Source organism: Variovorax sp. ISS6 (assembly GCF_056523145.1).
Genome location: NZ_JAWRZC010000002.1, coordinates 961,126 through 982,615 on the forward strand (window position 1 = coordinate 961,126; position 21,490 = coordinate 982,615).

Annotated in this window: 23 protein-coding genes and 2 pseudogenes; 9 read left to right on the top strand and 16 right to left on the bottom strand. The window is 62.6% G+C overall.

Annotation, left to right across the window (positions count from 1 at the left end; all coding sequences use genetic code 11):
• Positions 1–139: 139 nt before the first annotated feature.
• The 5 genes and pseudogenes from AC1HIL_RS36050 to tnpC (AC1HIL_RS36070) all read left to right on the top strand — a co-directional run bounded on the left by AC1HIL_RS36050 (position 140) and on the right by tnpC (AC1HIL_RS36070) (position 3,779).
• The gene (locus tag AC1HIL_RS36050) at positions 140–673 is read left to right on the top strand and encodes an ankyrin repeat domain-containing protein (protein WP_479668825.1); all 534 of its coding nucleotides are present in this window, start codon (positions 140–142) and stop codon (positions 671–673) included.
• A 515-nt stretch (positions 674–1,188) separates the two neighbouring features.
• Positions 1,189–1,398, top strand: coding sequence for a hypothetical protein (locus AC1HIL_RS36055; RefSeq protein WP_479668824.1), 210 nt, complete (start codon positions 1,189–1,191; stop codon positions 1,396–1,398).
• 60 nt (positions 1,399–1,458) lie between these two features.
• On the top strand, positions 1,459–1,854 hold the full coding sequence (gene tnpA, locus AC1HIL_RS36060; protein WP_479668823.1) for an IS66-like element accessory protein TnpA: 396 nt from the start codon (positions 1,459–1,461) through the stop codon (positions 1,852–1,854).
• Positions 1,851–2,183, top strand: a complete 333-nt coding sequence (gene tnpB / locus AC1HIL_RS36065; RefSeq protein ID WP_479668822.1) for an IS66 family insertion sequence element accessory protein TnpB — start codon at positions 1,851–1,853, stop codon at positions 2,181–2,183. Before tnpA ends, tnpB (AC1HIL_RS36065) begins: the two co-directional genes overlap by 4 nt.
• 55 nt (positions 2,184–2,238) lie before the next feature.
• Positions 2,239–3,779 (top strand): annotated as a pseudogene (gene tnpC, locus AC1HIL_RS36070) (IS66 family transposase).
• Here tnpC (AC1HIL_RS36070) and AC1HIL_RS36075 read toward each other — a convergent pair.
• The 6 genes from AC1HIL_RS36075 to AC1HIL_RS36100 all read right to left on the bottom strand — a co-directional run bounded on the left by AC1HIL_RS36075 (position 3,776) and on the right by AC1HIL_RS36100 (position 8,678).
• Positions 3,776–4,816 (bottom strand): Cj0069 family protein, encoded by a 1,041-nt coding sequence (locus AC1HIL_RS36075; RefSeq protein ID WP_479668821.1) that lies wholly within the window; start codon positions 4,814–4,816, stop codon positions 3,776–3,778. The pseudogene tnpC (AC1HIL_RS36070) and the gene AC1HIL_RS36075 overlap by 4 nt on opposite strands.
• Before the next feature lie 25 nt (positions 4,817–4,841).
• A complete protein-coding gene (chrA, locus tag AC1HIL_RS36080; RefSeq protein WP_479668820.1) occupies positions 4,842–6,197 on the bottom strand; it encodes a chromate efflux transporter in 1,356 nt (451 codons plus the stop codon).
• Between the two features lie 463 nt (positions 6,198–6,660).
• Positions 6,661–7,071: an Hsp20/alpha crystallin family protein gene (locus AC1HIL_RS36085; RefSeq protein WP_479668819.1), complete on the bottom strand. Its 411-nt coding sequence runs from the start codon at positions 7,069–7,071 to the stop codon at positions 6,661–6,663.
• A gap of 35 nt (positions 7,072–7,106) precedes the next feature.
• Positions 7,107–7,544 (bottom strand): Hsp20/alpha crystallin family protein, encoded by a 438-nt coding sequence (locus tag AC1HIL_RS36090; protein WP_413765053.1) that lies wholly within the window; start codon positions 7,542–7,544, stop codon positions 7,107–7,109.
• 345 nt (positions 7,545–7,889) lie between these two features.
• Entirely contained in the window at positions 7,890–8,147 is a 258-nt protein-coding gene (locus tag AC1HIL_RS36095) for a hypothetical protein (RefSeq protein ID WP_479668818.1), read from the bottom strand.
• Between the two features lie 198 nt (positions 8,148–8,345).
• Positions 8,346–8,678, bottom strand: coding sequence for a hypothetical protein (locus AC1HIL_RS36100; RefSeq protein ID WP_479668817.1), 333 nt, complete (start codon positions 8,676–8,678; stop codon positions 8,346–8,348).
• Positions 8,679–9,282: 604 nt separating this feature from the next.
• Here AC1HIL_RS36100 and AC1HIL_RS36105 point away from each other — a divergent pair.
• Entirely contained in the window at positions 9,283–9,531 is a 249-nt protein-coding gene (locus AC1HIL_RS36105; RefSeq protein ID WP_479668815.1) for a hypothetical protein, read from the top strand.
• 898 nt (positions 9,532–10,429) lie between these two features.
• Here the strand turns inward: AC1HIL_RS36105 and AC1HIL_RS36110 are convergent.
• From AC1HIL_RS36110 to AC1HIL_RS36130, 5 genes are all read right to left on the bottom strand, one after another.
• A complete protein-coding gene (locus AC1HIL_RS36110) occupies positions 10,430–10,735 on the bottom strand; it encodes a hypothetical protein (RefSeq protein ID WP_479668814.1) in 306 nt (101 codons plus the stop codon).
• 300 nt (positions 10,736–11,035) lie between these two features.
• Entirely contained in the window at positions 11,036–11,242 is a 207-nt protein-coding gene (locus AC1HIL_RS36115; protein ID WP_479668813.1) for a hypothetical protein, read from the bottom strand.
• 121 nt (positions 11,243–11,363) lie between these two features.
• Positions 11,364–11,573, bottom strand: coding sequence for a hypothetical protein (locus AC1HIL_RS36120; protein WP_296723158.1), 210 nt, complete (start codon positions 11,571–11,573; stop codon positions 11,364–11,366).
• 468 nt (positions 11,574–12,041) lie between these two features.
• Positions 12,042–13,676, bottom strand: a complete 1,635-nt coding sequence (locus tag AC1HIL_RS36125) for a histidine kinase famiy protein (RefSeq protein ID WP_479668812.1) — start codon at positions 13,674–13,676, stop codon at positions 12,042–12,044.
• A 269-nt stretch (positions 13,677–13,945) separates the two neighbouring features.
• The gene (locus AC1HIL_RS36130) at positions 13,946–15,145 is read right to left on the bottom strand and encodes a cation:proton antiporter (protein ID WP_479668811.1); all 1,200 of its coding nucleotides are present in this window, start codon (positions 15,143–15,145) and stop codon (positions 13,946–13,948) included.
• Positions 15,146–15,948: 803 nt separating this feature from the next.
• On the opposite strand from AC1HIL_RS36130, the gene AC1HIL_RS36135 reads away from it, so the two are divergent.
• On the top strand, positions 15,949–16,137 hold the full coding sequence (locus tag AC1HIL_RS36135; protein WP_398491882.1) for a hypothetical protein: 189 nt from the start codon (positions 15,949–15,951) through the stop codon (positions 16,135–16,137).
• 279 nt (positions 16,138–16,416) lie between these two features.
• Here AC1HIL_RS36135 and tnpC (AC1HIL_RS36140) read toward each other — a convergent pair whose 3' ends face one another.
• From tnpC (AC1HIL_RS36140) to AC1HIL_RS36155, 4 genes are all read right to left on the bottom strand, one after another.
• Positions 16,417–17,931: an IS66 family transposase gene (tnpC, locus tag AC1HIL_RS36140; RefSeq protein ID WP_479669646.1), complete on the bottom strand. Its 1,515-nt coding sequence runs from the start codon at positions 17,929–17,931 to the stop codon at positions 16,417–16,419.
• Positions 17,932–18,042: 111 nt separating this feature from the next.
• On the bottom strand, positions 18,043–18,375 hold the full coding sequence (tnpB, locus tag AC1HIL_RS36145; protein WP_479668810.1) for an IS66 family insertion sequence element accessory protein TnpB: 333 nt from the start codon (positions 18,373–18,375) through the stop codon (positions 18,043–18,045).
• Positions 18,372–18,782, bottom strand: coding sequence for a transposase (locus tag AC1HIL_RS36150; protein WP_479668809.1), 411 nt, complete (start codon positions 18,780–18,782; stop codon positions 18,372–18,374). The genes tnpB (AC1HIL_RS36145) and AC1HIL_RS36150 overlap by 4 nt, the downstream gene beginning before the upstream one ends.
• Before the next feature lie 81 nt (positions 18,783–18,863).
• Positions 18,864–19,511: a hypothetical protein gene (locus tag AC1HIL_RS36155; RefSeq protein ID WP_479668808.1), complete on the bottom strand. Its 648-nt coding sequence runs from the start codon at positions 19,509–19,511 to the stop codon at positions 18,864–18,866.
• Between the two features lie 122 nt (positions 19,512–19,633).
• Between AC1HIL_RS36155 and AC1HIL_RS36160 the strand changes: the two genes are divergently transcribed.
• Positions 19,634–20,497, top strand: a complete 864-nt coding sequence (locus tag AC1HIL_RS36160) for an SDR family NAD(P)-dependent oxidoreductase (protein ID WP_479669645.1) — start codon at positions 19,634–19,636, stop codon at positions 20,495–20,497.
• Here AC1HIL_RS36160 and AC1HIL_RS36165 read toward each other — a convergent pair.
• Positions 20,404–20,878: pseudogene (locus AC1HIL_RS36165) on the bottom strand (FAD-dependent monooxygenase); the annotation flags it as partial. The gene AC1HIL_RS36160 and the pseudogene AC1HIL_RS36165 overlap by 94 nt on opposite strands.
• A gap of 223 nt (positions 20,879–21,101) precedes the next feature.
• Here AC1HIL_RS36165 and AC1HIL_RS36170 point away from each other — a divergent pair.
• On the top strand, positions 21,102–21,452 hold the full coding sequence (locus AC1HIL_RS36170; RefSeq protein WP_479668807.1) for a hypothetical protein: 351 nt from the start codon (positions 21,102–21,104) through the stop codon (positions 21,450–21,452).
• Positions 21,453–21,490 lie beyond the last annotated feature (38 nt).

Genomic DNA, 21,490 nt, shown 5'->3' on the forward strand with positions numbered 1-21,490 from the left:
CTGTGGCACCTGGATTTGCAACAGAAATCTCTTCGGTTCCCGAGGTGTACTCTTTCCTGCGGTGTACTGGCTGCTCGGCGCACGCCCGAGAGGTTCATAAGAAGCCACTGTGCTCTGCCATCGCGCCAAAGATCTTCGCATGCTCAACACAGACAGAAACACCTCGGCCTCCGACACCGAATTCCTCGAATTCGCGCAACGGGTCTTTCAGTTGGCGCGCACCGGCGATGCTCAAATGTTGGAGCGCTTGTTGACAAAGGGGCTGCCGCCCAACATGAGCAATCACAACGGCGACACGCTCCTGATGCTCGCCGCGTATCACGGCCACGCGAAAGCTGCGGAGGCATTGCTGAAGGCCGGTGCCGAACCTGATCGGTTCAATGACAAGGGCCAGACGCCACTGGCTGGAGCAATATTCAAGGGGTTTCAACCCATCGTTGAGTTGCTGCTGGAACACGGAGCTCAGCCCGGCTTTGCGCCGCCCGGCGCAAAGACGCCGGTCATGTTCGCAGCAATGTTCAACCGACTCGAGATTTTGAAAGTGCTTCTAGAGCATGGCGCGGACATCGATGCTCGGAGCACAGAAGGTTTGTCGGCACTTGACCTCGCTCGAACTATGCGGGCACCCGACTCGGTGGCCTTCTTGGAAGCGCTGAGGCCGGCCTGCCGTTGATCCGTCAAGCGACGGACCGATTGGTGATTCCGAGCAACTTGGGAAGAGACTTGGCGGTCATTCGGCCTCGGCGGCTAGCTGGACACTCCGAGTTCCGCACGTGGCACCCAACGCGAATGCAGGAGAAGCGAGCTGTTCTGAGGCACGGGAGGCTTCTATGGATGACGAGCCGAAGAAATCCGGACTCAACAAGTAGCTGATCGACTTGAAGAATATCCGCCGGGCGAGGTGTTGAGCCGAAGTACTTGGCCGCAGCAAATGCGGGATGCCGGACGCGACGAGAACAATGGACTGTTCCGCCGGACAGGTGCGGGTGGATTCCAGCGAGCGGACGCGCCCTGCTTTCGGCGAATCTCGGTGCACGTTTGACGAACCGGATCCTGGGACGTTCAACTGGGTGCCGATACAGGAAGACGGCTAGCGTCGGCTGGGACAAGAACTCCTCAAGCCCGCACATCTGCAAACGCTGGGTCAAGCCTAGCGATCGCCACTTCGCGCTGCTGGCGTCGCGGAAGATGACCGACACGGCCCCTATCAGTGTCGAGGAAAAGGACGCGTCGCATGTGGTGCCTTCCGTAGACCTTGCAGGCGCAGCCTTGAACGCCTGGATCGCAAAACCTTTGGGCGAGCCGGCGGTGGACTACCTTGCGGACTGGCCCAGCTTTGATCGCTTACTCGAGCGCGGAGCGATCCATGTAGGTAAGCGTCCGGCCAACCCGTCTTGATTTCCGCCAGCGGGCCTAGGAGCATCGTGTTCACTACTCCACTTATTTCTTGGCGGACACGTGAACACTATCGAGACGACGGTCAAAGGAGATCGGCGCCGCAGGCGCCTCCATACCGATGAGTTCAAGGCGAGCCTGGTTGCCGCCTGTTCTCGGCCCGGAGTGTCGATCGCCTCGGTGGCATTGGCCAATGGCATCAATGCGAACCTGTTGCGCCGCTGGATCGAGCAAGGCGGTCAACGGTTGCCCAGCGTCGAGTCGATCGAGACGACTGTCGACATGCCGCGGGATCAAGCCAAGGCGGCGTTCGTGCCCGTGCAGCTCGACGCCACGCCCTCGTCGACAGCATCTGACATCCGCATCGAACTCCAGCGCGGCGCGACCACAGTGGTCGTGAACTGGCCATCCAGTGCCGCCGCGGCGAGCGCTGCCTGGCTTCGCGAGATCTTGCGTTGATCCGCGTCGAGTCGATCTGGATGGCGGTGCAGCCGCTGGACATGCGCGCCGGCACCGAGGCTGCCCTGGCCCGAGTCGTGTTGGTGTTCGGCGCTGCACGCCCGCACCATGCCTACCTCTTCGCCAACCGGCGCGCCAGCCGCATGAAGGTGCTCGTGCACGACGGCATCGGCGTGTGGTTGGCCGCAAGGCGGCTGAACAGCGGCAAGTTCGCCTGGCCCAAGAACATCGACGGAACGCTCACACTGAGCCGGCCGCAATTCGATGCGCTGGTACTGGGACTGCCCTGGCAGCTCGTCGGTGAGGCCGGTGTGATCACCACGCTGTAGCGCGTCCATTGCGGTATCTGCGGATGGCGTGTGGGCATGGTTGCCGGCACGATCACTGTCCGTGATCGCCGACGACATCGACACACTGGACCCACAGGAGCTTCGCGAGAGGCTGCGCAAGGTCGACGCGCAGTTGGCGTTCCAGAAGTCGATCATCGACAAGCTCACGCACGAGAACGCGATCCTCAAGCGACTGAAGTTCGCCGCCAAGAGTGAAGCTTACAACGCTGAGCAAGAGAGCTTGCTCGAGGAGACGCTGGACACCGATCTGGCCGCCGTCGCTGCGGAGATCGAAGCACTGCATGCAGCGAGGACGTCCCCTGCCGAGAAGCAACAACCCAAGCGCGAGAAGCTGCCGGCGAACCTGCCGCGCCGCGAGGTCCACCACGAGCCCGAGAACACCACCTGCGGGTGCGGCGAGCCGCTGCAGCGCATCGGCGAGGACATCGCCGAGAAGCTCGACTACCAGCCGGGCGTGTTCACGGTCGAGCGCCACATCCGCGGCAAGTGGGTGTGCAGGTGCTGCGAGAAGATCACCCAAGCGCCGGTGCCGGCTCACGTCATCGACAGGGGGTGCCCACCGTCGGCCTGCTGGCGCAGGTGCTGGTGGCTAAGTACCTGGATCATCTACCGCTGTACCGGCAGGAAGCGATCTTCGAGCGCGCGGGCCACGTCATCGCCCGCTCGACGCTGGCGCAGTGGGTGGGTGAGTGCGGCACGCAGCTGCAGCCGCTGGTAGATGCACTGGCAGCACAGCTGCTGCGACACGACGTGCTGCATGCTGACGAGACCCCTGTGGCAATGCTCAAACCCGGAGCGGGAGAGACGCACCGGGCATACCTGTGGAGCTACTGCACGACGCAATTCAACCCGGTCCAGAGCGTCGTGTTCGACTTCGCCGACACCCGTGGTGGACAGCACGTGCGCGACTTCCTGAAGCCGAGCGCAGCCGGTGTCAAGCCGAGGTGGCAGGGCAAGCTCGTCACCGATGACTTCAGCGGCTACAAGGCCTGCTTCGAACTCGGGGTGACTGAGGTCGGGTGCATGGCACATGCGCGGCGCAAGTTCCACGAACTGTGGGCCAACCACGGCAGCCTGGTCGGCGAACAGGCGCTGAAGTTCTTCGGTCCACTGTATGACGTCGAGCGCGAGGTGGCGCGGGCTGATAGCGGCAGCTGGCTCGAACTGCGACGACTGCGATCAAGGCCGGTGGCCGACGCGTTGCATCAGTGGATGCGCCAGCAGCGCCAGAAGATCCCCGACGGATCTGCGACCACCAAAGCGATCGACTACAGCCTCAAGCGCTGGGATGCGCTCACGCGCTTCCTCGAAGATGGAGACCTGCCGATCGACAACAACTGGGTAGAAAACCGGATCCGGCCGGTCGCGCTCGGCCGCCAGAACTGGCTGTTTGCTGGATCCCTGCGCGCCGGCAAGCGCGCCGCGGCGATCATGAGCCTGATCCAGTCGGCCAAGCTGAATGGGCATGACCCGTATGCCTACATCCGCGATGTACTTGAGCGGCTGCCTGCGCAGCCAGCAAGGCGCATCAGCGAACTGCTGCCCCACCAGTGGCAGCCACGGGTCCGCCACTAGCGCCGGCCCGCGTCCTTCAAGGCCTCAGCCATGGCCGACACGATTGGCCCAACTGCAGATGGCGGAAACGGGGACACGCTACTGACGTTGATCTCGCACAGGACGTAGCGCTCTGGCTCTTCGGGTGACGGTTCTCCGAATATGAAGTCGCAGTCCCACAGTAGCGGCAAGTGCTCACGGTGCAAGCCGACACGTTGCCGCAGGAGTTCGACCCACTGGGTCTCCAGCATGCGGCGCAGGTATTCGAGCTGCGGCAGGTCAGCCGGGTAGTACAGGCGTGGCCCGGCAGGTGGCGCGGGTTCTTCGTCTTGCCCGGGGTACAGCGCATTAATGGCCTGGTGCCCGAATCCACCGACGCGATCCCCAACGAGATAGGCACGCACCATCCCCTCTATCAAGCGCGGCTGCCATGCCTGGTCAATCATGTGGCCACCGTTCGCCGTCTCGAAATACGGCGCCATGCGTTGCAGCAAGGCAGGCATGTCCAAGACTTCTTCCTTACTGCCACGCTGGGCGTGCCGCACCCGCAGTTGCGTCGAATCCGCAATGGCCTCGACCCGCCATACGCCTATGCCACTGTGGCCGCGATGCTGTTTGAGTACCCGCGCTCCCGTGCGCAGCCGTCCGGGTAGTTCTGTTGCAAGTCGATCGAGTGAATCCACGCGCACCACGTCGCTGCCAAAGGGCAAGTCGCGCACGTCCAGCAGCACGTCTTTGGTGCCCAGCCGCAGGATGGCATCCGGGTGCGCGCTCACCAAAACACCTCGCTGTGCGACCTCCCTGAGCATCGCATCGAGCTGATCACGTCTGCGCCCACTCTCGACGGGGTTGTGCCAGACAAGCACCCCGTCAACGCGGTGCAACTGGGTCGCGACTTCGTCCGCAAAGTCGTCGTGGTACACGGCGGGCTCCGCGGCGATGCCAGCGGCCTTGAAGGCGTCGAACAAGGCGGCGAAGCGGCTCTCGCGCGAGTCGGCACGATCACGCATCGCGCGGTCGCCGGGGTAGAGCAACGCTACGGTAGTCGGGCGTTCCATCAGCATCTCCTGTGTCGGCACAAGCTCAGTGCGGCAGCAGCGTGACCGCCAGCCCCACCACCGCGCAGGCCGCCAGCAGCGGCATGATGCCCAGCTTGAACCGGAACAGGGCTACGGCTGCTGCTACGGCGATAGCGGCGGCCACCGCGTCGAAGCGCTCCGTGAAGCCCTGCGGCCACACGACGTGGTAGACGAAGAAAAGCGCCAGATTCAGGATCACGCCCACGACTGCGGCCGTGATCGCCGCCAGCGGCGCGGTGAAGCCCAGTCGGTTGTGCGTGGCCTCGATCAGGGGGCCACCGGCGAGGATGAACACGAAGGACGGCAGGAAAGTGAAGAAGGTCACTACCGTTGCTGCGGCCACCCCACTCGCGAACGGCCCCAAGGTCCCCAGTGCCTGCTGCAGCCAGCCACCTACGAAGCCGACGAAGGCCACCACCATGATGAGCGGCCCGGGCGTCGTCTCGCCTAGGGCAAGACCGTCCATCATCTGCGGCCCGGAAAGCCAGTGGTACTGCTCCACGGCGCCTTGGTACACGTAGGGCAGGACCGCATAGGCGCCGCCGAAGGTCAGCAGCGCGGCCTTGGTGAAAAACAGACCCATCTGCGTCAAGGTCTGATCCCATCCCTGGAACATCACCAGCCCGGCAACAGCGGCCACCCAAAGGCCCACACCGCCCGCGAGCACCTTGGCCAGGAAGGCCGGCGACCAGCGCGCATGAGCCGGCGTGGGAGTGTCGTCATCAATCAGCGCTGCGCCATAGTGCTTCTCGACAGATCCATGTCCCCCGCCCAGGGCGAAAACACCGGGCACCCAGCGGGAACCGAGCCAGCCGATCAGCGCCGCCACTGCCACGATGGCGGGGAACGGGGTATCGAAAGCAAAGATGGCGACGAATGCAGCAGCGGCGATGCCCCACATCCAACGGTTCTTCAGCGCACGGCTGCCGATGCGATGGGCCGCGTGCAGCACCAGTGCCGCCACCGCCGGCTTGATGCCATAGAAGATGCCCGCCACCGCTGGCACGTGGCCAAAGCGCATGTACACCCACGACAGCGCGATGAGGATGAAAAGCGAGGGCAGCACGAACAAGGCGCCGGCGATGATGCCGCCAGCAGTGCGGTGCATGAGCCAGCCAATATAGGTCGCCAGTTGCTGCGCCTCGGGGCCCGGAAGCAGCATGCAGTAGTTGAGCGCGTGAAGGAAGCGCTTCTCGCTGATCCAGCGACGCTGCTCGACGAGCTCGGTGTGCATGATGGCGATCTGCCCGGCCGGGCCGCCGAAGCTGATGAAGCCCAGCTTGAGCCAGAAGCGGAACGCTTCAGCGAAAGTGACAGGCGCGGGGGCCTGGGAAGACGGTTCGGGCAAGGCGGTGTCCACGGACGAAGCTCCGGCAAGGTCACCAGCGCTTGGACGGACACCGTCTACCCCGAAAGGCCGGGAGGCTGTGTTCCCGATGGCGTGATCGTAACAGCCTCGTCGAGGCTGGCGGCCTTAGCCATGCAGTCCCTTGCAATCAAGCGGACAAATCCCGCCGGCCGTCAATGTGAGTTCGCCGGACGCTTACCCATGTAGCCCCGATGCCCAGAAAAAATTGGCAGTGGTGCGCGATCGTCGTCGGCAAGCCTGGTGGTCGCTTACCAGAAGGTCGTGGCCCCTGGCTGGAAGGCGTCACGCCACGGGTTGCCGTCGGGCGCGCTATCGTGGCCGCTCGATACGGCGGCGGGGTGCACGACTAAATGGGCGGCCTTAGAGAGCAGACTCAGAAAATTCTCGAATTGAGTCAGCGACGGTAGCCGAACGCATTGCGATGACTGCGTTCGGCTACAAGCCTTGCGGCCGGTTATGCGACCTGCACGTCGATGCGCCGCGGCTGCGCATGCTCGGCCTTCGGAATACGAAGCTTCAGCACGCCCTGTGCGAGTTCCGCCGACACATTCTCGGTATCCAGCTCCTTGCTCAACGTGAAAACACGTCTAAACCGTGCCAAGCCAACTTCGGTATGTTGGGAAGTCAAGCCGTCCGGCACGGCCAGGTCGGACTCGGCCTCGATCGTCAGCGTGTCCGCTTCGACATGCAGGTTCAGCTTCTCGCGACTCACGCCGGGCAGATCTGCGTATAGGGTGATGCCGTTTGCATCCTCGACAACGTCCACCGGAGGCGTTAGCGCAGCGTCGCTGTAGCGCGACCGATCCTGCGAGGTAGGACCGCCACGCGCGGCGCTGCTGTGACTGGCTCGAACATCGTTCGACATGACATATCTCCTTTCTCGGTTGGCGACCTGTGGGGTTACTGGATGGCGATGCGGCGCGGCTGTGCAGAGGCGCGGCGCTGCACCGTGATGTGCAACACGCCATCGCGCAGCTTTGCGTCGACAGCTTCCGGATCGGCGTCATCGGGCAACGTCAGCACGCGGCGGAAGCGTCCGTCGAAGCGCTCGTTGATGTGCACGGCCGCTTTGGCCTGTGCATCGGGCAGCGGGCTCTTGCGCTCGCCTGCGATGGTCAGCAAACCACGTTCCAGATTGACTTCGAGCGTGGAAGGATCAACGCCTGGCGAGAAGGCGTAGATCTCGATGGTCTTGGGCGTACCGCCGACATTGAGAGCAGGAAACCCGTTGCGGGCTAAGCCGCGAATGGTGGGTGACAGATCGAAGGCCTGCTGCACGTCGCGCTGCAGGCGATCCATCTCCGCGAAAACGTCACGAGGAAAAAGGGATCGGTACATAGCGAAAAACCTCCATTCAAGTGTTGAACGGAGCGCCGGAGGCGTCTCCAGCGCTTCCGGTGAGTGACATAGCGATTCAGCACAGAGATTCAAGAGGCAAAAAAAGCTATCCGGAGCTTAAGCGCGATTGCTACGCGTAGGGCAGACAGCACCATCGGCGCCTCCAATCGCAACGAGCCGCCAGCCGTGCTGCGTGATTGCGCCGGCCTAGCAGCCGGGGGGGCCCGGCTTTACGCTGTGTTCACATGCTGACGTGGGCGGCGGCCTTAATGCCGACGGTCGATGAAAAACTGCGGAGCTATTCACACCATTTGGACTGTTTCGGACTGCCCTGTGCAGGCTTTTTTACGCTCGCGGCACTCCGAACCCGAAGCCGAACAGTCCGCCCTTCCGCTTGGGCGGCGGCGCGTCCGGATCCTCCTCGCGCGGCCCGACGGCTAGGTCCTCGACCAGCCCCTGCAGTTGCACCAGGCCGGCCGCCATGGCCGCGCTGTAGTTCTTCTCGGAGCCCTGCTGCTCGTCGACGGTGAACCACTTCCCGTCGGGCGTGAGCTCCGCCATGCGCCAGCGGTACGCCTTGTTGGCGGACTGGATCACGGTCACGGCTAGGTGGCGGAGGGGCTGCCTGCCTCTATCTTCCCCTGCGGCAAGCGCGCCAACCATCAGAAGCTGGCTCGTGATGCGTGCTCTCCGGCCCGCCCTGGGCGCTCCGAGCCTGCCGTGCCACTACCTTATCCGTGACTAGTCTTCAAACGCCAGCGCCTTGGACGCGAGCCCTTTGGGCTGCGGATCGCCAGTGCTCTACTGCATCCTGGTTGGCGCGGCCCGCGCACTAGGTGGCCGCGGGGGCCACCGATGCTTCGTGAAAATTCGCGGCATGCGTTTCCGCCACAGGGGTGGAGGAGCTTCCCGGTAATCGAACTTGGCCAGTTCTTCCCGCCCCTTCTGCGTGACCGCCAGTACCTGAGCAGCCAGACCGTCACCCGAAAGCGTGAGCGGATTGGAGGGTGCAGGGATCAGCGCCACGACGAGTCCGGCCGCCCTGAGGATCCGTACTTGATCGATGTCTTCGGTTCGATAGAACGAGACTGGCAGGCGGGAACTCGCGATCTGCCGCAGCAAGTTCATGGTCATAGAAGCCTCCTTTTCGGTTGACCAAAACTTCGACGGTGATCAATCTAGGAGCGGCTGCGGAAACTTTCAAGACCCAGTTGCCCAGCAGGTCCCAATCGAGCGTTGCCCCCAAAAAAGAGCCCGGCACGCGGCCGGGCTGAGGTTTACAGCAAGGTGCTACGGCAGGAGCCGCAGCGTGGGAAATGTAGGACTTGCGCCTTTTGAGACGTGTCGGACAAGCTTGACTTTTCGTGCTCAGCGGACTGACCTGCTCTACATGAAAAGACATAGAACAGATCTCTAAAATTCCAGCATGCCTCTTTCCAAAAGAAGAGCCATTGCTTTAGTTGCCTGGGAGGCGGCCTGCGAGCGGCTCCGGGTGGCGCTCACCCCTCCTGTTGGGTATCCAATACCGACAGGAGCGGACATCGAGGCAGCGTTCACGAACGCGGCCGAGCGGCTGCACACACTTCGAGCTCTTACGACGACGCCGGACGAGTGAGCAGCCAGCCCAAAGAGGCTAGGCCAGGGGTACGCGTGACGCGTCGCGGAGTTTGCCTACAAGGTTGAGCCGGAGACCATTCGACACTTTTGCCCCGTCGAAAACTTCATGCCTACGTCTCCGATGGCCCTCCATCTTCTTTCGTTAATTGCAAAGCGCTCAGTCCCCTGCGTGATCACGGATGGCGGAGAACTTCGCCTTCTCTCGAAACTGGTGTTCGCCGGGCTGGTCGAAGCTCAGTTTGACCCCGACGACCAAGGGGCTCTCCGGCGCAGCAGCGCGCAGATCGCGACCGTTACCGCGATCACCCCGGCCGGGCGCAAAGCCTTGGACGAGATGCAAACGCCTGCCTTCCGCCGCGGGGCGAGCTGATGGAAATCAGGCTCCACAAGGAGCGATGCCTTCGACCGACACGAGGACCAGCGGGGCGACCTACGGCGCAGGCTTTGGTGAGGAGCGCCGCCTGCTCCCGTGATCATGCGGGGGCGGCGCGAGCAGCGAATCTCAGGGCGGTTCATCTCGTAGGATCTCTCGCGCTCGAGCCCAGATGCCAGTTTCATTGAGGGGATGGGTCGCTGGCCGCGCTCTCGTTTTGTTCCGACCAAAGCGCCACCCACAGGCTCCCCGATCGGCTTTCAACGCCGCCAACGCTTCCGCATCGATACCGCCAGGATCGTTCTGGGCCTCGATGACGGCCGCTTCGGCAACTGCCCACTCAGCGTAGCGTTGCGCGAGAAAGGGATTCGGCATCATTGAACTCCGGTCTGCCAGGCTACCGATCATCGCGATCCGACGGAACTGCGCCCAAGTTGCCACGACCCAAGTTGAAGGTAGGCGAAACCGAGGTCCGCGCGCCAAAGAGCGCGGCGTACCTCTCGTCGGCTATGGCCTTCATCAACTTGAACTTTTCCTCCCACTCGGTGGAGTGCTCCGGCGGCCATTGATCCAGAGCCTCGTACAGATCCGCCTCCGCAACGGTCCACGCTCCGAACAGCTTCTCAAACGTCCCGCCAGACACTCGCATCCTCCAGAGTCAAGTTGGTGAGGCAGGAATCTAAAAGAGCTAGGTCAGTGCGTGATGTAGGAAGTCACCGCATGCAGCGCTTTCCGCCTCCAGTGGCTAAACCTCCACGCGGAAGGGTGCCCATCGCTCCTCGAACAAGGACCTCCCGTCCTCGCGCCACGATCAAGAGAGCGCGGCTCGGTACGCAAGGACAGGACCCACATCGGAGCCCCTGCGCTACCTACCGTCCCTCGTCGAGAGCACTGCTCAGATGCTCGCGCCCGTGGCCGAGACCGGACGAAATCGCTTCGGAACCCAAATCTCGGTGCCAACTGGAACGTCAGCCTTCGACGCGCTCGGCAGGACGCAGGTCCAGCGAGGCTCGACAAGTGGCGGAGAGAAAAAAGAACGCTCGATCCTGAGCGTCGCCGTGGCGACTTCCCCGTCGGGCAGACGCAGTTCGACCTGAGGCGCGTCTGGCCCAGCGTACTCGTCAATTTTCGGGCAGGGAACGACGACCAACCCGCGTCCGGAAATCTGAAAAGAGTCTTCGACTGTCAAAAGCTTGCGCATCGCTGACACCTCGATTGCAGGTCCCAAACTCCCCTCGCGCCAATCATAGCGAGCCGAGTCGTTTGCTGCCCTGGCGCCGTTCACGTATTGCGCGACCGTCCGAGTGCCCCTCGCCGGGGCCCCCCGGCCGAGGTGCAACTCACTCCTAGCCCTACGCAGCGCCCTCACAAGGGACCCGCTCCATCGCCCGCGCTCCGGCGGCCTAGCCAGTTCAACTGAGCTAAGGCGACGCCATCCACGATGCGCTCGGGTAAGCATCAGCCACAGCCAGCCCACCTGCGCGGAGGGGCCGGCGCGAACTCAAGAGCCCTTGCGCTTGCCGCCATCAGTTGGTTGAGGCAGAACAGGGGTGTTTGTCTCACCCCATAGTTCCGCCAGCAGCTGATTGGCACGCTCGCGAAGGTGATCAACCTCGTCGTGGCCGAGCGGGCCATGCCTGTCCATGGCTTCATAGACTTTGGCCTCAGCTTCGGCCCAGGCGTCATAACGCTTGTTGAACGACCCCATCGATGAAAGCTCCTAGGAGAACGCGTCACACCCGATTGGCTTAGCCGATCTCGACACCACGGATGCGGGAAGAGGCGAAGGCCGGTGCTATTTTGGCAGCGGCCCGCTCTCTGCGGGTTGGTCAGTGATGAACGCGGACCGGACCGTCCGCTGAGGCGAGGATTCCAGCGGACCATAAGTCCATGAATCGCTTGTTAGCCTCAAGCTTGAGGGCTGCAACTTCGTCCAACAGGCCTATAGGGGCATCCGGCCCAAGTTGACGCAGCAGATCGTGGATCGTCGTCTCCGATGCCGCCCAAGCGGCAAACAGGCCTTCATCGAATCGAGCCATGTCTCCTCCTTCTCCTGGGGTTACTGCTGAAGTAGCAGTTTTTCTGCCCGTAGCGGCGATGCTAAAGGGTTGAGCCGAATTTCGTGTCAGAGACTTGCCCGAAAATACCTTGGCGCGTACTCGCCTTCTCCAGACTCAACACGCTGGCCCATGGGACCGGTAAGACGTCAGGAACGGCGCGGCCTTTTGCTTCGCCACGAACCCTGGAGGCTTGCAAGCAACTCACGACCGGCGGGGGTGATTGCAGTGACGGTCGCGTCGAGGTCTCCACGGTAGAGGTCAGAACGCCCGCCAGCGAAATGGAAGTCGACCTCTAACAACCCCGCAAACACGAGTTTTGAGACCACGTGAGCGTTCGAAGCGCCGTCGAGCCTGAGCGGGAGGGCACTTGATGCCAGCACCTTGAGTAACGAAATCGGCATCATGCAGGCGAACAACGGACAAGACTGGTCGAGCTCGTCCGTTCCCCTATTTCGCCGGGCCGACGCCGGTCGGTCCGTCAAGCACATCGCGCACACGCCGAGCCAAATCAACGAGCCGGTACGGCTTCTTGATAAGCTCAAACTCCGACGGCGCAGCCGCCTCATACGTGCTCAGGTTGCGGTCGAATCCACTGGTAAGAAGGATCCGCATTGAAGGCGACACCTTCTGTATTTCTCTGGCGAGCATGTACCCGTTCATCTTGCCAGGCATCATCACGTCGCTGAACAGCAGGTCGATCTGATCTGCGCCGATTTCTTCGACTTTTTTCAGCGCCGACTCCCCGTCCTCCGCGATGTGGACCGCGTACCCAAGGCCTTCCAACATACCCTGTGCAACCGCTGCGACCTCCTCTCGATCCTCGACGAGGAGGATCGTTTCATCTCCGCCACGCATCGTCGAACGCGTAGGCGAAGTGATGTCGACCGAAAGCGCGGAAGCGGCGGTCGGAAAGTACATGCAAATCGTCGTGCCCGAGCCGATCTTCGATTCGATCGACGTGGCACCACCAGACTGCTTCACGAAACCGTAGACCATCGACAAGCCAAGCCCGGTGCCCTTGCCTTCTGCCTTGGTCGTGAAGAACGGGTCCATGACCCTCGGCAACATCGCCGGATCGATCCCTTCACCCTCATCGGACACGCACAGAGATGCGTAAGTCCCGGGCACCAGAATGTCCGGCCCTGTGCCGGCATTCGAGGCGACGACCACCTGCCGCGTCCGCAAGGTGATCGTGCCACCATTGGGCATTGCATCTCGCGAGTTCACCAGCACGTTGAGAATCGCCACTTCGAGCTGTGTCGTGTCGATCTCGATGTTCCCCGCATCGTCGGCCAGGTCGAAGTCGATTCTGATCGACTCACCGAGCGTTCGCGCAGCGAGTTCGGACATGCCGCGCGCGACCGCATTCAGGCTGACGACCCGACCGCGCAGACGTTGACGGCGAGAGAAAGCGAGCAACTGCTGCGTCAGATTCGAAGCCTTCGAGATGGCCGACCTCAGATTCTCGACGCCGCGACGCATGCTCTGCTCATCCAACGCGCCCTTGTCCAGCCTCACGGCAAGAATATCCAGGTGGCCTGACATGACCTGCAGAAGGTTGTTGAAATCGTGCGAGATGCCGCCGGTGAGCTGACCAAGGGCCTCCATCTTTTGTGCCTGCGCCAACGCATCCTCGGCGTCTCGTCTGCGGCTGACATCGAGCTGCGAGGCAAAGAAGTAAATCAGCTGACCAGTCGGATCGTATACAGGAGAGATGAAGAGCGCATTCCAAAAGCTGGTCCCGTCCTTGCGATAGTTCAATATCTCGATATTGATCTGCTTGCGCGCAAGAACTGCTTCCCGGATGGCAGCAACCGATGCGCGATCGGTAGCCGCGCCCTGCAAGAATCGGCAGTTATTGCCGATGATTTCTTCCATAGAATAGCCAACCATGGCGACAAATGCCCTGTTGGCAAAGACGATTGGATTGTCTTCTTGCCGCGGGTCAGTCACCAGCATTGGCATCCGCGTCGTCTCGATTGCGGCAAAGAAAATGTCGTCTTTGTGGTCTCGAAACTCGTTCGGACCTCCTTCCGCACGAACGCTTGTGGATGTAAAAGACGGCTTCTCAGGAATTTCCATGGATTGGATTCTTAGGGCTATCGCCCACATGACCCGTCAATTTTCCCCGATTCTTTCGAAGGAAAATCCGTAATGTGAGTAACGGACAAAGCCATGCACTATGCGCGCGTTTACGCGCTTCTTGAATGTCAAAAGACATAGAGAGCTGGTTTTCTGGACGTCGCACGTACCAATGGTCTACACGGCGGTGTTCAGAGGACAGCGTAGACGTTGCTGTGTCAGCACCTCGAGCGCCCTGGAGAGCAGCGATCGTCGCCTAAAATCTTGATTCAGCGTGACCGCAGTACAAGGTCTTTCATGCGCTGCAGCTTCGGCGACACGACCGGCACAGTCAGCATCGTGCTTGCCACCGCCATGATCAGCAGCGCCGTGAACGTCGCGTTGGTGATGATCGCCTTGTCCAGCAGCACGTTGGCGAAGATGATCATGATGAGGGCCTTGGTCTGCAACAGCCAGCCGATCAGAGAAGCTTCGCCCGGTTGCCAACGCAACAGCCGCCCGGCCAGGCGAAGCCCGATCAGTTTTCCGGCCACCGAAGCAACCAGCAGCATTGCCGCCACGAGGAAGACCGCGGCGCCGCCGGCCTGCCAATTGGTTCGCAGGCCGGTGCTCAGGAAGAACACCGGCATGATCACCAACAGCACGTTGTGACGCAGCCAGTCCATCTGGTGCTGATCAAACCACTCCGCGTCCATCACTGCCCCGGCGATGAAGGCCCCCACCATGTAGTGCAGCCCCGACCAGTCGGCACCGAGCCCGCAGGCCGCCAACCAGATCAGCCCGGCGTACCAGCGATCGCGCTCCGGGACGCGGATCATCAGCCGGCGGAACAGGATCGAAGCAACGGCGAAGACTGCCAGGAAGCCCGCCTGCCTGCCGACCCGTTCCCAGTCCATGAGGATCAGCGCCAAGACGCCCCAGATGGCGATGTCGTCCAGGCTCGCGTAGCGCAGGATGCGCTGGCCTATCGGCTGACGCAGGATCTGCAGCTTCTCCATCAGCAGGATCAGGATGGGCAGGGCCGTCACTGCGCACGACATGCCGATACCCAGCACGAACTGCCAGGACGTGCCACGGGCGCCCATCCAGCCCGGGAAGGGCAGCAAGGCAAGCGCTGCCACGGCACCGAAGGCCAACGGCACGCCGAGCGCCAAGCCTGCCGTGATGCCGCTTTCTCGGCGGTGCACCCAAGCCTTGCGCAAGTCGAGCTCGATGCCCGCGATCCATACGAACATCATGACGGCCCACTGCGCGACGGCGTTGAGCGACTGGATCACTGGACCGTTGAAGACGAACGTATAGTAATCCGGAAACGCCGCGCCCAGCACGCCCGGCCCCAGCACGATGCCAGTAATGATCTGCACCACCACCAACGGCGCGAAGTAGTCGGTCCGCCCCAGACGCCAGACAAGGTATGGCACCGAGAAGATGATCAACATCGCGACGAGGAAGATCTCGGAGGTAGTCATTCAAGCGACGTTGAAGAGAAAATCGGAAGTGCAGGAGCCAGCGATCCCGGCGGCGTGAAACAGCTCCATAGACCTGTGTTCAATCGTAAGTCGAGCTGCTGGGGCATCCGAAAGCAGCGGAGAGGGTAACCAAAATTCAGAAGTGCCACTGCGCAGATCTGGTTCGCAGGCGCGATCCTAGTAACGGGCAGAACCCATAGGTGCCCTTGTGCTTTCCATATGGCTAAGCGTTGCTCGAACGAAGACGCTGGGGGTGTTCTCCCGACGAGGCCATTTTCCGGCCCGGGTCCCTCGCCGATCAACTCTGCGCAGCACTCTCAGTCTTGTGGAGGCCGCGCAGATTCATGGCGGCCAGGCAAACCTGGAGCGCATTCGTTGCGCTCGCAAACTCGAACATCCGCTTGAACAGCGAAAAGCGAGTCTAGATCTCTCTCGGCTCGCTCATTCCGATCGAATACTGGATGAGCCTTGGACTTGCGGCATAAAACCAGTCCAAACTTTTATCCGCACCCCGGATCGAAACCTACGTAAGCGGCTGGCCATCCCATCTTGATCGAAAGCAAGCGCACGCGGCTAGACTTCCGCTATCGGCCAGAACCGGCCGTTCGCCGAGCCGGAACAATGCGGCCAAGACCGGACGTTCAATCGATGGAGTAGACATGAGTCAAGAGGTGAGCTCATCTGACGCGGACAGGGCAAGAAGCGTTGTCTCGGAACACCCGCTTTGGGCAGGCACTACCACTCACGTCTACTGTGAGAGCGACATCTTCAGCTCTCAAAAAAGCCTTATCGAGCGTGTACGCATGACTGACGAAGAGCGCGTCGCGCTGCGAGCTGCGCTCGCGGATGCAGAAACGGTCTTGGTGGTCAGCTACTTCACAGCCGACAAGACGCCGGAGCCGCTTTCAGGGGGAGGAAAACTGTACGGCTTCTTGATCCATCCCCATTCCTTTGCGCTGCTGCATGCGGGTGAAGGTACTTGGCGCGCGTAGCTCCTTCCACCCTCAAGGGTTTCGCCTTGCGCGAGCCTCGCAGAGTTTGAGGACTTATGGCGCCGTGCAGCGCAGCAGGATTGAGGCTTTTTAGAGGACGGCAATCTGCCTCGCCCCGCCACTCGAACGACTAGGCGAGAGGCCGCTTTGGAGCGAATCGACCTTCGGCTTCGGGCCCGAAGCGGCCTGTCGGACCGCCCCATTTTTCCGCCGGCGACATATACAAAGCGCTTATCCCGAGGCCGCTTGCATGTGCACTTGCTCAGCCCGGGCGGCAGGCTAGGCTGTTGGCAGCCAGCGATGCGGCAGCAACTCTGCAATGCGGCTGGCCGGGTGCGAGGGCAGCCGCTCGAGGACATCCTTGAGGTATGCGTGTGGCTCGTGGCCGTTCAGACGCGCCGAGTGCACCAGGCTCATGACGGCCGCAGCCCGCTGACCAGCGCGCAAGCTGCCGGCGAACAGCCAGTTCTGTCTGCCGAGCGCGATCGGTCGGATCTGGTTCTCCACCCGGTTGTTGTCGGCGGGCAGATCCGCGTCGTCGATGTAGCGCGTGAGTGCCAGCCAGCGCTTCAGGCTGTAGTCGATGGCCTTAGCGGTCGCCGAGCCTTCGGGCACCTTCTGCCGCTGCGCAGTGAGCCATTGATGCAGCGCATCGGCCACTTTGCGTGAGCGCTCCTGGCGCACGCGCCTGCGGTCTTCCGGCGCCAACTCGGCAACGACGCGCTCGAAATCGTAGAGCTCGCGGAAGAACTTCAGGGTCTGCTCGCCGATCGGGCTGCCGTGGTTGACCCACAGTTCATGGAACTTGCGCCTGGCATGCGCCAGGCAGCCGGCCTCGGTGACGCCCAGCTCGAAGCACGCCTTGTAGCCGGAGAAGTCATCGCACACGAGGGTGCCGCGCCAGCCGTTCTCTCCGCCAAGCCGAAGGAAGGCCCGGGCGTGCTGTCCGCCGCGGCTGTCGGCGAAGTCGAACACCACTGCGGGTAGTACGTCATAGGCCGTCGTGCAGTAGCTCCAGAGGTACGCCCGATGCGTCTTGCCGTGGCCGGGCTTGAGCATGGCAACGGGGGTCTCGTCCGCATGGAGCACCTGACTACGGAGCATCTCGCTTCTGAGCGCATCCACCAGCGGCTGTAGGTGAACGCCGCACTGGCCCACCCAAGCGGCCAGCGTCGAGCGAGGGATCGCGAGGCCCGCCCGGCCGAAGATGGCTTCCTGCCTATAAAGCGGTAGGTGATCAAGGTACTTCGCCACCAACACCTGCGCGAGCAGCCCGGCTGTCGGGATGCCCTTGTCGATGATGTGGGGCGCTACCGGCGCCTGGATCAGCGTCTCGCATCGGGCGCACACCCACTTGCCGCGCACGTGGCGCTCCACCGTGAACACGCCGGGCTGGTAGTCCAGCTTCTCGGCGATGTCTTCCCCGATGCGCTTGAGCGCGCAGCCGCACGCGCAGGTGACGTTGTGAGGCTCGTGGTGGATCTCCCGACGGGGCAGATAGGCAGGAAGCGCCTGGCGCTTTGGTTGCTGCTTGCCCTGTGGTGCCGACTTGGCCGGTGTGAGCTGCTCCAACTCCAGCTCCATCGCCGCCAGGTCTGCGTCCAGGGTGTCCTCCAGCAGATTCCTCTGTTCTGCGGTGAAGGCTTCTGACTTCGAAGCGAACTTCAGCCGCTTGAGCACGGCCATCTCGTGCGTGAGCTTGTCGATGGTGGCCTGCTTGAACGCGATCTCGCGGTCGCGCCGATCGATCTCCAGTTCACCGGCCTCCACCCGGCCCATGAGCGACTGCACCATCTCACGCAGTTGCTGCGCATCCAGGTGGTCGAGGTTGGTGGCCGTGTCGCTCACGGAAGGTGATGATGCCCCAGGACACCCAGGTGAGCATCAGCAACTTCGGCAATTGCGCTAGATCACGCGAATCACTCCGGCCTCGCCGACACGCTGCCACGGCAGGCCCAGCACTAGGGCGTCGAACTGGGAATGGCTCAGATTGAGCGTGGGAGCGGCGTCATGGGGCCAGAGGAACTTGCCCTGATGCAGCCGTCTGGCTGCCAGCCAGATCCCAATGCCGTCGTGCACGAGCACCTTCATCCGGTTGGCGCGGCGGTTGGCGAACAGATAGGCGTGGTGGGGTCTGGCGGCGCCGAAGACATGCACGACCCGCGCCAGCGCAGCTTCAATGCCCAATCGCATGTCCAGCGGTTCGACGGCCAACCAGACAGCCTCGACCTTGATCACCGCAGCAGATCTCGCAGCCAGGCACCGCACTCGCTGGCCAGTGCGGCTGGCCAGGTCACCACGACGTGCACGGCGCCGCGGCGCACCTCCATGCGGATGTCGCCGGGAGGCGCAGGCGTCTCAGCCGGCGCGGGCAACTGCACAGGCACGAATCCGCTGACTTCCGGGTTTTGGGCTGCACCACGCAGTGCCTTCGGTACATCAATTGGCTCGGGCCTACGCGGCTGGATCTCCGCGTCACGCACCCAGCGACGCAACAGGTTCGCATTGATACCGAGAGACATTGCCACAGCCGCCATCGACATGCCAGGCTGCGCGGCCAACGCAACGGCGTTGGCCTTGAACTCGTCGCTGTGCAGGCGGCGCCGCCGCCGATCGCTTGTGTGCTGAGGAGAGATAGTGTTCACGTGTCCACCAAGTATTAGTGGACACGAGCATCCTTTGCTCCTAACGCCGATTCAAGATGGGTTCACGGGACGCTTACAAACCTACGAAGGTCCGCTTGAGTGATCCGAGAGGTAGTTCGTGAGAATTCGAGCAGCAGCCCGCAGATGAGCAACCTTTTCGTCGGCAATGTCGCGCGCAACCAAGTCGAAGTGGCACGCGGTGCCCACGGCGCGCCCCTGCAGATCGAAGATCGGAATCCCGCAGTAGGACAGCATCACGCCTTGGTACGGGTGACCGTTTAGCCGGGTGTCGCTGCCTGAATCCCCCGTCAGAAATGACCCGTCGCGCAACACGTACTGGCAAAAGCTCGAAGCGATCGGGACCTCAGCGAGAAAATCGGGAAGCGGCTCACCCTGCTTGTCGACCAGGGCAACGTTGAGCATTCGCCCATCGCGTAACCGATAGATGGCTGTGTACCGGTGCGGCACGGCTTCGTTGAGCACGGCCAATGCTGCGGAGAGCCCCTCCTCTGTACACACTTCATCGAACAACTGTCCGAAGCTTGCATAGGCAGTGAGTTCGTCCGCCTGCTGCTGCATCGCAAAGAGACGCTCCACTTCGTTTTCCCAAGCCGTCCCCGCCTGCACCAGCATCTTGTCTGCAGCTTCCGGGTTCACATCGCAAAGAAACTTGTTGAGCGTGGGATACGGGCGCACGGCTACGCCGGCGTTTCGAAGCCGTTGCTCCATCTCGAAGTGCGTTAGGACCATCTGCAGACCGTGACGAAAGTCACGCACTATAGATGCCCTTCGTTTCGACCCCACGCCCTCAGGGGGGTATTTGACATTCGATCGCCTGCCAAGCCGTGCGGATGGCGGTCGTTGAAAGGCGCGCACCTGAGCATTGGACGGCAAATCCATTGCGGGGCGGCGGCCAATGCATCCCGGTCGTCTGCGACCATGGCGACGACGCCATCGTGAAGCGCGTGTTCGAGCGTGTGAACGATGAACAGGATGCAGCGATCGACATACTGGTGAATAACGTGTTTGCGGCCCCGTCCAACATGCCGGTCAACGTGCCCTTCTGGGAGCTCGAAGACGGTCTTTGGGAAGACCTGCTGCGCGTGGGGCTGCGCTCGCACTACATTGCCAGCCGCTGCGCGGCGCCAAAGATGGTTGCCCGCCGCAAGGGACTGATCGTCAATACCTCCTCAGGCGGCGCTGTGCGCTACACCTTCAACGTGCCCTTCGGAGTGCAGAAGGCCGGCGTCGACAAGATGGCTAAGGACATGGCTCACGACCTCAAGCCCTTCAACGTGGCCGCGGTCGTAATTTGGCCGGGTTTTATCAAGGGTGAGAAGTTCCTCGCTCAGCCGGACGGGTCCCACCACCACTCGCCAAGTGGATCATGGAAAGCGGGGAGTGCTCCGAGTTCGCGGGGCGGGCTGGGATTGGCTTGGCGGCCGATCCGGCGATCATGGAAAAGAGCGGTCGACTGCATCTTGCCGTCGCGGATCCCGTACTGCTCCCCGCTGAAAGCATGGATGCCGCGGGCCGTGCGATGCACGCCAAGCGGCGGCTCCTCGGTCATCTCCGCCTCGGCGACGATGCTCCTGGTCGTCGCCTCCCATTCCGGAAACGCGATGGCGGCCGTCTTGCGCACGAGGCTGCGGCCGCCGTCGCAGCAGACGAGATACGCGGCGCGCAACGCTACCCCCCGGAAATCTCGATGGTGACGCCCGCCTCGTCCTGCACGAAGCCCGCCAGGTCGCGCCCCCTGTAGATCGGCACCGCGAGCTCGTCGATCCATGCGGGCAAGGATGTGCTCGATGTGCTTCTGCCGCAGCCCCAGCCTGTAATTGTGCCGGGTCGGAAAGTCGCTGATGTCCAGTCGTGTGACCGCGAACCCCCGTGACCTGGGCCTTCTGCCCCTGCGCGAGGAACCGCTCGACGATGCCGCGCTGGTCCAGGACCTCTAGCGTGCGCGAGCCCAGGCCGCCGGCGCGCGAGCCGGCAAGCGCCTGGTCCGGGCGGCGCTCGACGATGGAGACGTCGACGCCTGCCAGTGCCAGTTCGCCGGCGAGCGCCAGGCCCGTCGGCACCGCGCCAGCGATCACGACTGCATGTTCTTTCGTCCGTGAATCCTTCGCATTTGCTCACAAGTGGATGGGAGGTGAACGGCAATGGTTGCCCGACATGCGCGAAGGATCGCCAACGCCGCAGCAGGCCGCGCGGCACAGTGACATTTGGGAACGTTCTTCACCGTCGCGATGTGCGCAGTATCGGGTCGCCGTCCGTTGGAAGCGCATCGGGGCGATTCCCGCCTCTGGAGTTGAAAAAATGATTCTCTCGCGAGCCGTCTTCAAGCTTGCCGCCACAGGCCTTGTTGCCGCCGGCGCCCTGACCGTCGCCGCAACGGCCAACGCCGGCACCAGCTGGTCCGTCGGCATCAACGTCCCCGGCGTGGTCGTGAGCGAGCCGGCCCCCGTCTATACCTATCCGGCGCCGGCCTACTACCAGGCTCCGCGGCCGGTCTACTCCGTTCCGCCGCCCGTCTACTACGACCCGGCCGCGCGCTGGGAGGAACGTCGCGCCGAACGCTGGGAAGAGCGCCGTGCCGAGCGTCGCGAATGGCGCCGCCGCCAGTGGGAGCGCGAGCAGTACCGCCGCTACTACGAGGGTCGCGACTGAGGCCGGCGGCCTCGCGTGCAGGGCCGCCTCCTCGGCAC

What these genes read in the sequence shown, in the direction of transcription:
- AC1HIL_RS36050 (WP_479668825.1), top strand. Translation starts at nt 140, where the DNA reads ATGCTCAACACAGACAGAAACACCTCGGCCTCCGACACCGAATTCCTC.
- AC1HIL_RS36055 (WP_479668824.1), top strand. Translation starts at nt 1,189, where the DNA reads ATGACCGACACGGCCCCTATCAGTGTCGAGGAAAAGGACGCGTCGCAT.
- AC1HIL_RS36075 (WP_479668821.1), bottom strand. Translation starts at nt 4,816, where the DNA reads ATGGAACGCCCGACTACCGTAGCGTTGCTCTACCCCGGCGACCGCGCG.
- AC1HIL_RS36085 (WP_479668819.1), bottom strand. Translation starts at nt 7,071, where the DNA reads ATGTCGAACGATGTTCGAGCCAGTCACAGCAGCGCCGCGCGTGGCGGT.
- AC1HIL_RS36090 (WP_413765053.1), bottom strand. Translation starts at nt 7,544, where the DNA reads ATGTACCGATCCCTTTTTCCTCGTGACGTTTTCGCGGAGATGGATCGC.
- AC1HIL_RS36100 (WP_479668817.1), bottom strand. Translation starts at nt 8,678, where the DNA reads ATGACCATGAACTTGCTGCGGCAGATCGCGAGTTCCCGCCTGCCAGTC.
- AC1HIL_RS36105 (WP_479668815.1), top strand. Translation starts at nt 9,283, where the DNA reads ATGGCCCTCCATCTTCTTTCGTTAATTGCAAAGCGCTCAGTCCCCTGC.
- AC1HIL_RS36110 (WP_479668814.1), bottom strand. Translation starts at nt 10,735, where the DNA reads ATGCGCAAGCTTTTGACAGTCGAAGACTCTTTTCAGATTTCCGGACGC.
- AC1HIL_RS36115 (WP_479668813.1), bottom strand. Translation starts at nt 11,242, where the DNA reads ATGGGGTCGTTCAACAAGCGTTATGACGCCTGGGCCGAAGCTGAGGCC.
- AC1HIL_RS36120 (WP_296723158.1), bottom strand. Translation starts at nt 11,573, where the DNA reads ATGGCTCGATTCGATGAAGGCCTGTTTGCCGCTTGGGCGGCATCGGAG.
- AC1HIL_RS36125 (WP_479668812.1), bottom strand. Translation starts at nt 13,676, where the DNA reads ATGGAAATTCCTGAGAAGCCGTCTTTTACATCCACAAGCGTTCGTGCG.
- AC1HIL_RS36130 (WP_479668811.1), bottom strand. Translation starts at nt 15,145, where the DNA reads ATGACTACCTCCGAGATCTTCCTCGTCGCGATGTTGATCATCTTCTCG.
- AC1HIL_RS36135 (WP_398491882.1), top strand. Translation starts at nt 15,949, where the DNA reads ATGACTGACGAAGAGCGCGTCGCGCTGCGAGCTGCGCTCGCGGATGCA.
- tnpC (WP_479669646.1), bottom strand. Translation starts at nt 17,931, where the DNA reads ATGGTGCAGTCGCTCATGGGCCGGGTGGAGGCCGGTGAACTGGAGATC.
- AC1HIL_RS36155 (WP_479668808.1), bottom strand. Translation starts at nt 19,511, where the DNA reads ATGGAGCAACGGCTTCGAAACGCCGGCGTAGCCGTGCGCCCGTATCCC.
- AC1HIL_RS36160 (WP_479669645.1), top strand. Translation starts at nt 19,634, where the DNA reads ATGGCGGTCGTTGAAAGGCGCGCACCTGAGCATTGGACGGCAAATCCA.
- AC1HIL_RS36170 (WP_479668807.1), top strand. Translation starts at nt 21,102, where the DNA reads ATGATTCTCTCGCGAGCCGTCTTCAAGCTTGCCGCCACAGGCCTTGTT.